A 14702-nucleotide genomic window follows, 5' to 3' on the forward strand; every position below is an offset into this window, starting at 1 on the left:
ATTTTAATGTTTAATATTAATGATCCTTAATAACAGATTTCCATGAAGAAAACTTTGCAAATGCTTATTTGTTTTTTACTAATGATCAGTTGTTCGAAAACTGACATTAATAATGACCACGGATTTTACTATTGGCGTTCAAAATTAATCTTGACCAAAACCGAACAACAACTCCTTGATCAAAGCAAACTCCCAAATCTCTACACAAGATTCTTCGATGTTGTAAAAGATAACAATCAATTTTTGGAAGTCGGCGTAATTTCTATCAATCAGAATTTTTCCATTAATAAAAAAATTGTTCCTGTCGTTTTCATTACGAATGAAAATTGGTTCAACATTAAACAAAACGAAATCGAATTTTTGGCTAATAAAATTAATGATCATATTAATAAGATTAAATCAAATCACAAACTCAATCTGGCAAACGAAATCCAGATCGACAGCGACTGGACTTCTTCTACAAAAGACGATTACTTCAAATTCTTACAAATACTGAAAAAGGTTTCGAAGAAAAATGTGACTTGTACTTTAAGGCTCCACCAAGTCAAAGATAAATTGCAGACGGGAGTTCCGCCGGTTGAGAAAATGTACCTGATGTGTTACGCCACTTCTTCCCCATTGGAAAATCAAGTTCAGAATTCTATCCTGAATGTGAAGACTTTGAAATCTTATTTGAAAAATATTGACGATTATCCTGTGAAATTGGATATCGCACTACCAATCTACTCTTGGGGAATCGTGACCAATCACGTTGGAAAGAAAAAACTGATCAACGCATTAGCGGCAGAAGAATTGATGCAAAATAAAAACTTCAGAAAGATCGACGACAGTAACTTCGAAGTTCTGAAGGATGATTTCTATTTCGGGATATATCTGAACAAAGGCTTTAAAATCAAAGTCGAGGAAATTCCAGAAAAAGATATTCGGGAAAGTATTAATTTCATCAATGAAAAATTAGATTACAAACCACTCCTTATATATTATCACCTCGACGAGAGATTCACCAAAAACTACAAAACACTTCTCCAATGAAAAAACTAATTCTGACCGCTGCTCTGATTTTAGGTTTTCAGCAAAACTCAAAAGCCTGTGCCTGGTATGACCCGGATTATGACTATTTCAACCTGTTTGCTCAGGAAATCATTCACAACAAAACCTACGAACCATTTCTCCTCACTTATAGCAGCCATTTCTACGGTTACGATTACAACGGAAGGCTGGACAAAAATATTCCAGACGAAAACATCGAATCTTGGGTCAAATATTTTGATAACAAACTGACCTACGAAGAAACCAACGCCTTGGTCACCAAGGTTGACATAAAACATTTGCATAGCCTCAAGAAAGGTCAGCTGACACATCCATTATTTCAAAAACTCGGGAAAGGTTTCTACACCAAATATCAGGAAGCAATGGATTATCTGATTCAGGCCAAGTATATGGAGCCGTACATGCGGATCAATTATATTGAGAATCCCGACGCTTATTATTACAGAGACGAAAAAACCGCTGGCAAGAATGCCACCCAACTTAATTATGAAAAAACCAACGCTGCTCTGATCTCACTTTACAAAGCAGCAAGCAATCCGGAAATCAAACTAAGATATGCGTATCAACTTGTCCGTTTCAATCATTATTCCAGGAAATACCAGTCGGCGATCAATGCGTTCCAGACTTATGTGGAACCTTTGAAGCTGAAAAACCATATGTATTATTACGCGCTCGACCAAAAAGCCGGTGCCGAGCGTGGACTAAAACAATTCGACAAAGCCAATTGGGACTTCTTCCAGGTGTTCAAGAATACAAAGAATAAGAAAGAAAGCGCCTACAACTCAATGTTTCTGGCAACAGATAAGGACTTTAATAAAATCCTTGCCCAAACCAAAACACCCGAAGATAAAAACACGGCGTATTTTCTCTTGGCCTACAACTCCTTCAACAATCCGGTTCCGATTATGAATAAAATGATCGAGAACAATACCGAATCTGACATTCTGAAAGTCCTGACCGTAAGAGCCATCAATCAATTGGAAAGAAATTATCTCGTCGTGAATCCTTATTGTAATGACAAAGACTGCGACCATTTCCGAAACAAAAGACTACCATTTTATGCACCAGATAATTATGCACAAGAAAGCAAAGACTTTGCGATGGAGCTGGAAGCAACGGTTGTCCTTGCCAAAAACAAAAAAGGTGCTGACGAGTTCTGGCAGCTTTGTGAAGCCTACATCAAATTCCTGAACACCGATTATAAAGGCAGTCAAAACATCTTATCTCAAATCAAAACGACGGACAAAGAATATCTGGCCGAAATCGAGAAATTCAAAATGCTGAATGAGATCGTTTCCCAGCCTATCATCACACCGGAATTTGAGAATTCATTAATGAAAAAATATTCCAAAGTTTTTGAGCAGAAAGGCAATTACAACAATTGGCTGTACCAGCCGGCAACCAAAGACTTTGTGATGGACATCCTTGCCAACCGCTATTTCATCGAGAAGCAGGACGCCAAATCTTTTCTGATGAACAACAACCTTTCCGACCTGCAGTACAATCCGAATTCTGACCTCGTGAAAAAAGTGGAAGAGTTTTACAAAAAGCAAAAAAAGACCGCGTTTGAAAATTATTTAGTGAAGAAGATGGAAGACGTTGCCGATCCTGAATCTTTCTTCAACGTAATCTACGGCGACCGCGAGATGCGATTGGCAGATTTCAAAAAGGCAAAAGATTTTTATTCAAAAGCAAAAAACTACAAAGGCATCCCGAAAATGACGGGCGAATGGAAAGATGATGGCAAAACCTACATCCAGAAACCGATGACTTTTGAGAATGGCGTTTATAATGGTTTCAATAATATCTCATCGTTGGTTTTCGGACACAACATTTGGGAAAGTTTCCAGAGCAAACCCGAGGAATCGATGAAAGCGGAAGGTCTTGCTAATTTCCCATTCATCAAAAATAAAATGAATAAAATTGAATTGGCAGACGCAATGATTCAGCTGGAAAATATCGGAAAAGGTAATGATGACAAAGCCAGATTGGCAAATCAGCTTTTGGGGAATTTGCTTTACAATACTTCAGTTTTGGGTTATTTCAGAGAACTGTTCGTGATGGATGTTGATAATTCGAACGGCTCGAAGTTCCAGTTTGGGAATGAGCTGCAGTCGCCATTTTATCTATACTATAAAAACTTCTCAGCCAGAAGTTATGTAGAACCGGACAACTTTGATCTTGCCATTAATTATTACAAGAAAGCACTGACTTTATCAAAAGACAAAGAAAACCAAGCACGAATACTCTTTCAAATGGCGAGTGCGGAGCAAGGAAAGTATTATCAATGGGAAGCCAACAATCCTTTGAAGGTAAATTACGATGATCCTAAGTACGAAGAGAAACCCAAACAAAATGAACTCTTTGCGAACAAGACCAAGAATGAAAAATTCCGAACCTCGTTTGCGCAGCTGAAAGCCAACTACAGCCAAACAGCAACTTATAAGAATCTTCAGAGCAGCTGTCTGTATTTTGGGTATTACACGAGTAAGTAAATTTGATTTTAATTCAATATAAAAGCCGCTTCAGATTCTGAGGTGGCTTTTGGTTTTTAGAATTTTGCTTTTCATAATTTAATTTAACAGCCACCTTTGCGAGGTGCCCGCTTAAAAATCACTTGCCCGTCACGTATTACATAATCGCCCGTTATGATAGGATAGGAATATTTGGGTGCGTGAGAGATGTAATGGCTGCGGATCACGATTTTGTCATTAACTTTTATAGTGCGCAGTGGCGCAAGTTGAGACTTTTGCGGATCAAAAGTTAAAATATAATCATCTGCATCAACTCTTACCATGATTCCGAATCCTAATCTTGAGCCTGGCGGAAGAGAAAGAGAGGTGACAACTGCCGACATATCGGTGTAGTTTTTCACAGACTTGCTGATTTTAGCAGTACTGGTAAACACTTTTTTACCAGCAGGAGAGGCAACCCATTTCCTGTACATGATACCATCAGGGGTAGCTTCCCACTTTTTTATGGCAGCTTTCTGTTCACTGGCAGATAGCGGTTTTAGAACACCCTTCTTAGGCGTTTCATTTTTAATTTTAGCATCAGGAACGTGGGCAAATGGCGCAAAGTTAAATGCCAATGCGCTTACTACACCCAGCAATAAAACCAGTCCATAATTTACTTTTTTCATCTTGTTTTGTTTGTTTAATAATGACATAATTTTGATATTTTTAATGTTTGCACAGCGAAATTAGTCTGATATTTTTCTGCTTTTGATATTCAGTTTGTAAATAAAATTGTAAACTTTGTAAATAATAACTTGACACTATGCAACTTAGTCAAAATCACATTTCACGGAAACGAAAATACCTGGTTGGATTCATTTTTCTATCATTGATCTGTATCATTCTGGCACCTTCACAAGTGAGGATAAGGATGACTTCGACTTTGCCAGAAGAGAAGTTCTGCTCCGAAAAATAGGACATGAATTGCTTTTACAGTCTGGCGACAAAACTTCAAGAGTGCTTCCGGTAAAAATGATTTCGGAAAATGAATACCAAATCAGCTTTGAGAATGCGCTTACATTTCAACCCGACTCACTTGTAAATCTTACCAATCGTGTGTTGGCAAAAGATCCGCTAGCCAGTGATTATATTGTCAACGTTCTGAATTGTAGAACTTCCGCTGTAGCATATGGCTATGCCGTCTCCAAAAACAGAAAAGATGATATCGTAGCCTGCATCGGAAGAAGACAACCCAAAGCATGTTATTTGATCAACATTAAATTCAAACCCGCAGGAATCAACACTGCAAAAAGCGGATACCTTCTGGGTGGATTATCAATTTTAGCATTAGTAGGTTTTATTGTCTGGAAATCTGGGAAGCCACGAAAAGTTGTTCACGAAAAGCCGCATCATGATATGTTGCCGCTCGGCTCCTTATTGTTTGATGCAAAAGACAGGAAACTGATCATGGATGAAACAATCATAGACCTGACTGCAACGGAAAGCCGGGTATTACTGATCTTCGCCCGGTCTCCCAACGAAATCATAGAGCGAAGCCGACTGCAAAAGGAAATCTGGGAAGATGACGGCGTGATTGTGGGACGCAGCCTGGATATGTTCATCTCAAAACTCAGAAAAAAACTGGAAGTAGATCCGAATATCAAAATTGTGGTGATAAGAAGCAAAGGATACAGGCTGGAATTTTAGGTCTAAGCACAATGGTTAAAAGGATTGTAAGCCTTGTAAAGGCGACCTGTTAATAGAAAATCAGAACATCCAGAATTCCTAGCGGTGTAGGTGCGACTTGTAATTAACAGGACGCACCTACACCGCTTTTTTTATTTTAGAATTAATTAATCTATTGACAGTTTGCCTCTACGAGGTTAATAATGCGATTGCTTTTCCTTTACCGGTGCGAGATTCTTGCTTGTATCTTTTTTTAGTTGTATTCACAAGCAGGTGCGCTCTTTCCAACAAAAGATGTTAATTTTTTTCAATTCGCTTTTTTTTCATCTCTAGTTGTGTGAGATTCTTCCTCATTTACCCATACATTAATTGATAAAGCATAAATACAGTATATGTAAACAAGCATATAAAAAAGATATTCAAAAACAAATTGCTATATAACCATACTTTTTTCACAGTGTCCTTTTTCTTAATTAAAATACCAATAGAAACAATATTCAGTATAACTGACAATGAAAATAATGTAATACTAGTAATGTCTAATCTCATTTTAGGAAAAAATAAAGCTATTGCTACAATTGCAAAAACATGAGATAGATATGTAATTTTAGTCATAATTAATTAGTATCAATTTAAAACTTCAATGTGTTATGGATTTGATTATGAATTTAAACTCATAAATGAAACGATGAGTTTGGGCAGCAACCAATCCAAAACTAAGGAGAAGAGTTAAAAATTAATTTTCTCATTTTAATATTTTTTTGAATGGTATTTTAGGAAGTATCTCAGTCAATTTGTTTTTAATTAATAAAATGATGATTTATTATAAACTCAAAATAATCATTATTCATATAATTTTATCCCAATTCTGATTAGCAAATTTAAGTGTTACAGATTTACTTTTATTTGATAAGTATTAAGCGGTTTTAAATTTTTTAATAATATAATATATCAACCAGATTTCTTTTTGTGGATTACTTTGAATAAAGTGATCTTGAAATTATAAATGTAAAAAAGCCGCTTCAAGATTTTGAAGCGGCTTTGGTTTATATAAATGATTGCTTATTCTTTTACGAATTTGGTTTTCACCGATGTTCCTTTATCATCTACATTTAGGAAGTAAACGCCTTTTGCTAATTTGTTCACAGCTACCTTTCCAGTTCCAAGATTACCTTTGGAAACCAATTGTCCTGCTGCATTGAAGATCTCATAGTTTGAGTTCAAAGTCACGTTAGAGACATTTAAAACATCTTTTACTGGATTTGGGAAGATCTGAATTGACTTGTTGGTAACATCAGAAACAGCCAAAGTTGAACTTACCGTCGCTGGTTTCACAGCGTAGAAAACGTTCCCAATCGCTGAAACTCTGATGTGTCCGGACTTTCCTACCAAACTTGCTGGGATTGCCACACTTGCAGAACCAGAATTAGCGACCGAAGCGGCCAATGTGGTCCAAGTTGTACCAGCATCGGATGTGAAATCAATTTTCACGTTGGCCACGTTGTAAGGAGAAGCCGTTGTTCCAGAAGCTACCCAAGTAATGGTTGAGTTGGCACCAGCGATCAAAGTTGGAATTGTGTTGACCGTAAAGGCTGCCGCAGTTCCTACCTGTATGTTCTGTGTGGTGTAGGCCGTTTGGGTATCAACACCTTTGTTATCTCGTACAGTAACGCGGAATTTTGTTTGGTTAGCCGTGGTATTTCTGGCCACTGAAGAAGTGGATTCAAAATCATTAACATTTCTTACAGCACCGCCAAGAACTGTCGCCAGTTTTGGAAAATATCGTGTAGGAGATGAAGTTGGCAACCAAGATCTGAAAGAAGCTCCTCTAGTAGTACTTCCAATAGTGGCAGCTCCATCACCAGTTCCGGACACCTTACCAATACCATCTGCCAAGTTGCTGACATCCACTTCTTCCCAGCAGTAACTAAGTGTATCTCCGTCAGGATCTGAAGCTGTTGCTGTCAAAACAAACGCTGTTGAACGTGGAATTGTATAAGTAGTGGCAGTCATAGCTGTCACAACTGGTGGATTATTTGCAATGTTAGTCTCAACATCTACTGTTTTGGAGGCAAGATTAGCTTGTACTTGATCGATACTCACGGTATGGAAATAAGGATCTGAGTTAGATTGAACATCTGTATTAGCTCCGGTAATTCCTGCATAACCCATAATCGTAGAACCAGAACCTGGCTCTACAGTCACAGACGTACCTTCATTATAACTGTAAGTATGGTTATCTCCCAACTGATGTCCCAACTCGTGGGCAACATAATCAATATCAAAAGTATCGCCTTGTGGAGCTCCTGTGCCAGGCGAAGTGAAACCACTTCCCTTATAATTGTTTGGGGAAATGTATGCATATCCACAGTCACCGTTCGCCGCAGTGTATGAAGTGGTAGAGACATCATTGCTTCCGATACAGCCAATACATCCCGCATTACCACCGCCGCCACTTCTTCCGAACAAATGTCCGATATCAAAATCCGCGTCGGTAATACCATAAGTGCCGCCGTGCAAAACGTTCATCAACTCATAGTTCCATTTGCACATCTGTGCCGCAACACTGTAGGGATCAGTGGATGCGTTTGTGAAGATAATATTTGGTGCGTTGACCACATTAAGATGCAAATTGAATTCTTTCTCAAAAATACCATTTACCCTTGTCATCGTTGCGTTGATCTGTACCAGGGAAGCCGCAACACTACCATAATAAGCGCCATACTCTCCAGTAACAGACATAGCTAGTCTAAGGGTATGAAATTTTTTGTTTCCGGATCTCTCTTCAGAACCATTTTTATATAACGCCTTTAATCTGTCAACAGATGCCTGATCTTCTTTTGTAGTACAAGCGAATGCATCAATTTTACTGCTTTTTCCATGAACGGAATAGAAGGCTTTATCAGTAGTTGCAGGTTCTATAAATTCATATTTACCATTGCTGATCATCATAGACTGGAAATCGTTTGGCGCCACACTGAATCTCACATATTTCGTAGGATCATCTATTCCAACACCGACATAAGATCCCAACTGGTATTGATTTGCCAGTGCCTCGTCCATCACGGGGAAGCTGCTGACAGCGAACCTTTCAATTTTGCCATCGATTGTCGGCATACTGACTGTCACTGTTCCTGCAGCATTTCCAACTTTATCGGCTGCAAGCAATTGTCCACGGATGGCACTGATGTCTAATTTGTAATAAACTGAGTTATCACTTTTTCGATTTACTTCTACATTAGGTATTGCTTTGCTCCATTGCGCATTCATCAGGGATAGGCCACCTAAGAAAAGTAAAGTAGTTAATTTTTTATTCATATTGTTAAAATTAGGGCAACAAATGTAGTAATTTAATGTCAATTCCAATATATAATTTAACCAATTATAAATAATTCATAAACAATTACTGTTTTCAGCATAAACTTAATAATTGAAATTTTACTGTCATAATTAATTATTATAATAAATATCTTAAGAATAATATGAACTACCACCAGAAAAGCTAATCAAACAAAATTTCATTAAATAATTAACAAAAAAATCCGCTCTCTTGCGAGAACGGATTTTATATAGTTGCAACGTGTTTTGCGATTGCTGAAAAACTTCTGACTTCCGTCATCCATCTTCCAACGCATTCATCACACTTTAATTTCTACGTCAACTCCTGAAGGAAGTTCTAATTTCATTAGAGCATCAACAGTTTTAGAAGAAGAAGAGTAGATATCCATCAATCTCTTGTGAGCTGACAATTGGAACTGCTCTCTTGCTTTCTTGTTTACGTGCGGAGATCTTAGTACTGTAAAGATTCTCTTGTTCGTTGGCAATGGAATTGGTCCGTTTACAACAGCACCAGTAGCCTTTACCGTTTTTACGATCTTCTCAGCAGACTTGTCCACCAAGTTGTAATCGTAAGATTTTAGTTTTATTCTGATTCTTTGTGACATTTCTTTGATTTAAAAAATTAACCTTTTGCTTTAGCAATGATATCTTCAGCAACGTTTTGAGGAGTAGCCTGGTACTTCTCTAATTCCATAGAAGAAGTAGCTCTTCCTGATGAAAGTGTTCTTAGAGTCGTAACATATCCGAACATTTCAGATAATGGAACTGAACCTTTGATTACAACGGCACCGTTCTTTTCTTCCTGTCCACTGATCGTACCTCTTCTCTTGTTAAGGTCACCAATGATGTTACCCATATATTCTTCTGGAGTTACAACCTCCAATTTCATAATAGGCTCCATAATTACTGGCTTAGCTGCACGTCCCGCTTCTTTAAATCCTAATTTTGCAGCCAATTCAAAAGAAAGTGCATCAGAATCCACCGCGTGGAAAGATCCGTCTTTAAGAGTAACTTTAATACCTTCAACTTCGAAACCAGCCAAAGGACCGTTTTTCATTGCAGCTTTAAAGCCTTTTTCAATTGCAGGAACAAATTCTCTAGGAACGTTACCACCTTTGATCTCATTGATGAATTCTAAACCAATTTTACCTTCGTCAGCTGGTCCAAGATCGAATACGATATCCGCAAATTTACCTTTACCACCAGATTGTTTTTTGTAAACTTCTCTATGGCTTGCAACTTTTGTAAGATTTTCTTTGTACTCAACCTGAGGTTGTCCTTGGTTAACTTCAACTTTGAATTCTCTCTTCATACGGTCAACAATGATATCCAAGTGAAGCTCACCCATACCAGAAATGATCGTTTGTCCAGAAGCTTCGTCAGTTCTCACTGTGAAAGTAGGATCTTCTTCAGCCAATTTAGCTAGAGCGTTACCCATTTTATCCTGATCAGCTTTAGTTTTAGGCTCAACAGCGATACCAATTACCGGATCAGGGAAAACCATCGATTCTAGAACGATCGGGTTTTTCTCATCACACATAGTATCACCAGTTTTGATAGATTTGAAACCTACCGCTGCACCAATATCTCCTGCTTCAATATATTCTACAGGATTTTGCTTGTTAGCGTGCATCTGATAGATTCTAGAGATTCTTTCTTTATCTCCTGAACGGGTGTTCAAGATGTAAGAACCTGCATCCAGTCTTCCAGAGTATGCTCTGAAGAATGCCAATCTTCCTACGAAAGGATCGGTAGCAATCTTGAATGCCAAAGCCGCGAAAGGCTCTTTTACATCTGGTTTTCTTGTGATCTCAGCGTCAGTTCTTGGATCTGTACCTTTGATATCATCTTTATCCAATGGAGAAGGCAAATATTTACATACTGCATCCAACATAAACTGTACTCCTTTATTTTTGAATGAAGAACCACAAGTCATTGGGATAATAGAAAGATCGATAGTCGCTTTTCTCAAAGCTTCGTTGATTTCGTCTTCAGAGATAGAATCTGGATCTTCGAAGAATTTCTCCATCAAAGTATCATCGTAGTCAGCCACAGCTTCTACTAGTTTCTCTCTGTATTCCAGAACTTCAGCTTTCATATCCTCAGGAATTGGAACTACCTCGAAAGTAGCACCTTGTCCTGCCTCATCCCAGATGATCGCTCTGTTTTTGATCAAGTCAACAACACCTTTGAAATCTTCTTCAGCACCGATTGGCAAAACGATTGGAACTGCATTAGACCCCAACATTGTCTTAACTTGGTTTACCACGTTAAGGAAGTCAGCACCTTGACGGTCCATTTTGTTTACGAATCCCATTCTCGCTACTTTGTAGTTGTCAGCAAGTCTCCAGTTTGTTTCAGACTGAGGCTCTACACCATCTACTGCAGAGAAAAGGAAAACCAATCCATCCAATACTCTCAAAGATCTGTTAACCTCTACTGTGAAGTCAACGTGTCCTGGTGTATCGATGATGTTGAAGTGGTAAGGTTTAGTTTCAGGAAGTACTTTACCTTGGTCTGTTGGGAAATTCCAAGAACAAGTAGTTGCAGCAGAAGTAATGGTGATACCTCTTTCTGCTTCCTGCTCCATCCAGTCCATTGTAGAAGCACCATCGTGAACCTCACCAATTTTGTGATTTACTCCAGTATAGAATAAAATCCTTTCTGTAGTGGTAGTTTTACCAGCATCAATGTGCGCAGCAATACCAATATTTCTTGTAAATTTAAGATCTCTACTCATTTCTAATTAGAATTTAAAGTGTGAGAAAGCTTTGTTAGCTTCCGCCATTTTGTGAGTATCAGATTTTTTCTTGTAAGCTGCACCCTCTTCTCTTGAAGCTGCTACAACCTCGTTAGCCAATTTCAAAGCCATTGATTTATCATTTCTCTTTTTAGAGTAAAGGATCAACCATTTCATAGCCATAGAAATTTTTCTATCAGCTCTGATCGGCATTGGGATCTGGAAGTTAGCACCACCTACTCTTCTAGAACGTACTTCTACGTGAGGCATAACGTTTGTCAATGCATCTTTCCAGATTTCAAGGGCAGTCTTTTCAGTTTCTCCTTTTTTAGTTTCTACGATGTCTAGTGCGTCATAGAATATTTTGAATGCGATAGATTTTTTACCATCTAGCATCAAGTTGTTTACGAATCTAGTTACCAATTGATCATTAAACTTTGGATCTGGTAACAACGGTCTTTTTTTCGCTTTTGTCTTTCTCATTGTTTCTGTACCTTATTTAATGATTACTTTTTCTTTCCTTTAGCTGGTGCAGCTGCCTGACCTGGTTTTGGTCTCTTAGCTCCATACTTGGATCTTCTTTGCGTTCTTCCACTTACACCTGCGGTGTCTAGTGCTCCTCTTACGATATGATAACGTACTCCCGGTAGGTCTTTCACCCTTCCGCCGCGTACCAATACTATCGAGTGCTCTTGAAGATTATGTCCTTCGCCCGGGATGTAGGCGTTGATCTCTTTACCGTTTGAAAGTCTTACCCTTGCAACTTTTCTAAGTGCAGAGTTAGGTTTCTTAGGAGTGGTAGTATATACTCTCGTACATACACCTCGTCTTTGTGGACAAGAATCAAGGGCAGCCGATTTACTCTTCTTGGTGAGTGCGACTCTTCCTTTTCTAACTAATTGTTGAATAGTAGGCATTTAATTGCTTTTTATTTTAGGGTGCAAAAATATGAATAATTTTTTAATGCACAAGTAGTTAGAACAAAAATAATTAGCGATTGAAATTTTCAATAAGTCGCTTATATCGTTTACATCATCATTCGGTCTGGAAATAATTAATTTGGAAAGATTATTGATAATTGAATTCCGATTTTCAATCAATTGAACAAATAATAAATCAATTAAACTTTACATAATGAAAAATGCAACATTGATCGGGCTTAAAGAATCCGACTGCGAAAACATCTCAGAAAAACTTAATATTCTATTGGCAAACTATTCTGTCTTCTATCAAAATACGAGAGGTTCCCATTGGAATATCAAAGGCGATCAGTTCTTTACCCTTCACCCGAAATTCGAAGAGCTATATAATAGTTTAGTGCTTAAGATAGATGAAATTGCTGAGAGAATCTTAACACTTGGCGCAACGCCGGCTCATAATTATTCTGATTATCTTCAGGTTTCTACTATTAAAGAAAGTAAAGAAGTGTCTGACGGGAATAAAAGTGTCGAAATCATCCTTGAATCTTTCAAAGTGGTGATTGATCTTCAAAGAGAACTTTTGGATATTACGGACGAAGCCGGCGATGAAGGTACCAATTCCCAAATGAGCGATTACATCACAGAACAGGAAAAAGAAGTTTGGATGTACAATTCTTACCTTGGAAAGTAACATCAACATTTAAATAAAATCCAGCACGTCGCTGGATTTTTAATTTATATTAAGGTGCGTCAATTAAAACCATAAAAGCTTCTCAGTTAAATTAATCATTAATTTTATAAATTTTACATCAAGTAATTCTATTATCTATTATATTTGTCGTTTAATCTTGAAGACACTTGAAAAAAATTTTATTCTTTTTATTGATTTCCAATTTTTTCTGCGCGCAATGGAGTATTTCCAATGCAGAAAGAGGTGCTCTCATCAATATATATAATTCGACAAACGGAGAAAACTGGAATAGAACTTGGGATTTGGACAAAGACCCAAGAAACTGGTTTGGTGTGGTTGTGAAAAATGGTGTCGTCACAGAACTCAATCTTTCCGGCAATGCTTTGAGCGGCTATTTTCCAATTTACATCAGCTCCTTGCCAAAACTTACAAAACTAGACCTCAGCAACAACAAACTGACAGGTGAAGTAGCAATGGGTATTTCTTCCCTCAGCTCGTTAATAAAATTAGACGTTAGTAATAACAAGCTGATTGGAGATCCTACCAATGCCATATCCGGACTTTTCAATGTGGAAGATCTCGCTTTGGGCGGAAATAATTTTACAATTTCCAATCTCAATGCAACACTGCAGATTTTTAACAATCTGAAAAATCTAAACATTGCAGACCTAAATCAAGCCAGTGTTCCAGCAAGAATAGCATCTTTTACCAACCTAGAGACTTTGGTATTAGACAACAACCCAATTGCTCCAAATGCGTACGGAAATATTGCTAGCCTTACTAAATTAAAAAACCTTTCCCTTTCCGGAACAGGACTCACGCAGATTCCGACACAAGTGTCCCAACGCACGCAGCTATTAAATCTGAATCTTAATAACAATAACATCACCGAGCAAAACACTTCCGGACTTGCGACGTTGGTAAATCTGGAATGGCTCTCTATGGAAAGTAATCAGCTTTCACAGATTCCTGCTCAGCTTACATTGCTCAAAAAACTGCAAACTCTTAATCTCGGAAGAAATAAAATCAGCGGTGGTATCGAATCCCTTGCTGCAATATCAAGCCTTCAGCAGTTGTTTCTTAATAATAATCAGATTTCCGGAAATTTCCCGTCCGCGCTTCTGGGAATGTCCAGATTGATGATGGTCAACCTCAACAGCAATCAGCTCACAGGTGATTTGCCGAATAAACTGCCAGAGATTACGCATATCAGCAACAATCGTTTTAATAAGAATCAATTATCCGACTACCTTATTGATTTTACAGAGCAGACAGAACTTAATTATTCACCTCAGCGTTACGATGAGTACACCAATGTCTTAGCTGTAGTTGGTCAGCCAGCAAAACTAGAACAATCCTTATCTGGAAGTTACACATTTACTTGGTTCAAAAATCTGGATCAAAAGCTGAATGCAACAACGGAGAATTTAAATTTCAATAGTATAGAAACCACAGACTTCGCACTATACACTGTAGAAGCTTACACCTCTTCTTTCCTAAACAATAGAACATATTTTGATCTATCTCTTTTCCGAGAACCCATCAATCTACTCGATGCATTGGCTACTTTAGGAACATCAGATCTGAAGGACATTAGCATCTATCCAAATCCAGCCACAGATTACGTCAATATATTTTCTACAAAACATAACATAGAAAAAGTATCCATTTTTGATCTTACAGGCAAACAAATGATCTCCGAAACAAAGCAGAAAATCAATGTCTCAAAACTTCCGTCTGGCGTTTACGTACTATCAGTAAAAACAGATTCAGGCATCAGAAATTTCAAATTCATCAAACAATAATTTTTTAGGAGCTTT

General features: G+C 37.8%; 12 protein-coding genes. 5 read left to right on the forward strand and 7 right to left on the reverse strand.

The annotated features are described in order from the left end of the window. Nucleotides 1-60 precede the first annotated feature (60 nt). Together PQ459_00870 and PQ459_00875 are read left to right on the forward strand one after the other, a co-directional pair. Nucleotides 61-1032, forward strand: a complete 972-nt coding sequence (locus PQ459_00870) for a hypothetical protein (GenBank protein ID WDF47047.1) — start codon at nt 61-63, stop codon at nt 1030-1032. Continuing rightward, a complete protein-coding gene (locus tag PQ459_00875) occupies nt 1029-3545 on the forward strand; it encodes a hypothetical protein (protein ID WDF47048.1) in 2517 nt (838 codons plus the stop codon). Before PQ459_00870 ends, PQ459_00875 begins: the two co-directional genes overlap by 4 nt. A gap of 83 nt (nt 3546-3628) precedes the next feature. Here the strand turns inward: PQ459_00875 and PQ459_00880 are convergent, their stop codons facing one another. After that, complete coding sequence (locus PQ459_00880) at nt 3629-4219, reverse strand: hypothetical protein (protein ID WDF47049.1); 591 nt, start codon at nt 4217-4219, stop codon at nt 3629-3631. A 127-nt stretch (nt 4220-4346) separates the two neighbouring features. Then, complete coding sequence (locus PQ459_00885) at nt 4347-4487, reverse strand: hypothetical protein (GenBank protein WDF47050.1); 141 nt, start codon at nt 4485-4487, stop codon at nt 4347-4349. Nucleotides 4488-4490: 3 nt separating this feature from the next. Here PQ459_00885 and PQ459_00890 point away from each other — a divergent pair, with 3 nt between their 5' ends. Further along, the gene (locus tag PQ459_00890) at nt 4491-5213 is read left to right on the forward strand and encodes a winged helix-turn-helix domain-containing protein (GenBank protein ID WDF47051.1); all 723 of its coding nucleotides are present in this window, start codon (nt 4491-4493) and stop codon (nt 5211-5213) included. A gap of 1041 nt (nt 5214-6254) precedes the next feature. Here PQ459_00890 and PQ459_00895 read toward each other — a convergent pair. The 5 genes from PQ459_00895 to rpsL form a co-directional block, all read right to left on the reverse strand. Further along, complete coding sequence (locus PQ459_00895; GenBank protein WDF47052.1) at nt 6255-8510, reverse strand: zinc-dependent metalloprotease family protein; 2256 nt, start codon at nt 8508-8510, stop codon at nt 6255-6257. Nucleotides 8511-8830: 320 nt separating this feature from the next. After that, the gene (rpsJ, locus tag PQ459_00900; protein ID WDF47053.1) at nt 8831-9136 is read right to left on the reverse strand and encodes a 30S ribosomal protein S10; all 306 of its coding nucleotides are present in this window, start codon (nt 9134-9136) and stop codon (nt 8831-8833) included. Between the two features lie 17 nt (nt 9137-9153). Continuing rightward, nucleotides 9154-11271 (reverse strand): elongation factor G, encoded by a 2118-nt coding sequence (fusA, locus tag PQ459_00905; GenBank protein WDF47054.1) that lies wholly within the window; start codon nt 11269-11271, stop codon nt 9154-9156. A gap of 6 nt (nt 11272-11277) precedes the next feature. Next, entirely contained in the window at nt 11278-11754 is a 477-nt protein-coding gene (rpsG, locus tag PQ459_00910) for a 30S ribosomal protein S7 (protein WDF47055.1), read from the reverse strand. A gap of 23 nt (nt 11755-11777) precedes the next feature. Beyond that, entirely contained in the window at nt 11778-12188 is a 411-nt protein-coding gene (gene rpsL, locus PQ459_00915; GenBank protein WDF47056.1) for a 30S ribosomal protein S12, read from the reverse strand. A gap of 217 nt (nt 12189-12405) precedes the next feature. Here rpsL and PQ459_00920 point away from each other — a divergent pair, with 217 nt between their 5' ends. Together PQ459_00920 and PQ459_00925 are read left to right on the forward strand one after the other, a co-directional pair. Next, nucleotides 12406-12882, forward strand: a complete 477-nt coding sequence (locus PQ459_00920; GenBank protein ID WDF47057.1) for a DNA starvation/stationary phase protection protein — start codon at nt 12406-12408, stop codon at nt 12880-12882. A gap of 167 nt (nt 12883-13049) precedes the next feature. Further along, complete coding sequence (locus PQ459_00925; protein ID WDF47058.1) at nt 13050-14687, forward strand: T9SS type A sorting domain-containing protein; 1638 nt, start codon at nt 13050-13052, stop codon at nt 14685-14687. The last annotated feature ends 15 nt before the right edge of the window (nt 14688-14702 follow it).

It is taken from the genome of Chryseobacterium sp. KACC 21268, assembly GCA_028736075.1.
Lineage (GTDB): Bacteria > Bacteroidota > Bacteroidia > Flavobacteriales > Weeksellaceae > Epilithonimonas.

Bases quoted from the DNA above. Each gene is read 5' to 3' on its own strand.
- PQ459_00920 (WDF47057.1), top strand. From the start codon at position 12,406: ATGAAAAATGCAACATTGATCGGGCTTAAAGAATCCGACTGCGAAAAC.
- PQ459_00870 (WDF47047.1), top strand. From the start codon at position 61: ATGCTTATTTGTTTTTTACTAATGATCAGTTGTTCGAAAACTGACATT.
- PQ459_00895 (WDF47052.1), bottom strand. From the start codon at position 8,510: ATGAATAAAAAATTAACTACTTTACTTTTCTTAGGTGGCCTATCCCTG.
- PQ459_00880 (WDF47049.1), bottom strand. From the start codon at position 4,219: ATGTCATTATTAAACAAACAAAACAAGATGAAAAAAGTAAATTATGGA.
- rpsL (WDF47056.1), bottom strand. From the start codon at position 12,188: ATGCCTACTATTCAACAATTAGTTAGAAAAGGAAGAGTCGCACTCACC.
- rpsG (WDF47055.1), bottom strand. From the start codon at position 11,754: ATGAGAAAGACAAAAGCGAAAAAAAGACCGTTGTTACCAGATCCAAAG.
- PQ459_00885 (WDF47050.1), bottom strand. From the start codon at position 4,487: ATGTCCTATTTTTCGGAGCAGAACTTCTCTTCTGGCAAAGTCGAAGTC.
- fusA (WDF47054.1), bottom strand. From the start codon at position 11,271: ATGAGTAGAGATCTTAAATTTACAAGAAATATTGGTATTGCTGCGCAC.
- rpsJ (WDF47053.1), bottom strand. From the start codon at position 9,136: ATGTCACAAAGAATCAGAATAAAACTAAAATCTTACGATTACAACTTG.
- PQ459_00875 (WDF47048.1), top strand. From the start codon at position 1,029: ATGAAAAAACTAATTCTGACCGCTGCTCTGATTTTAGGTTTTCAGCAA.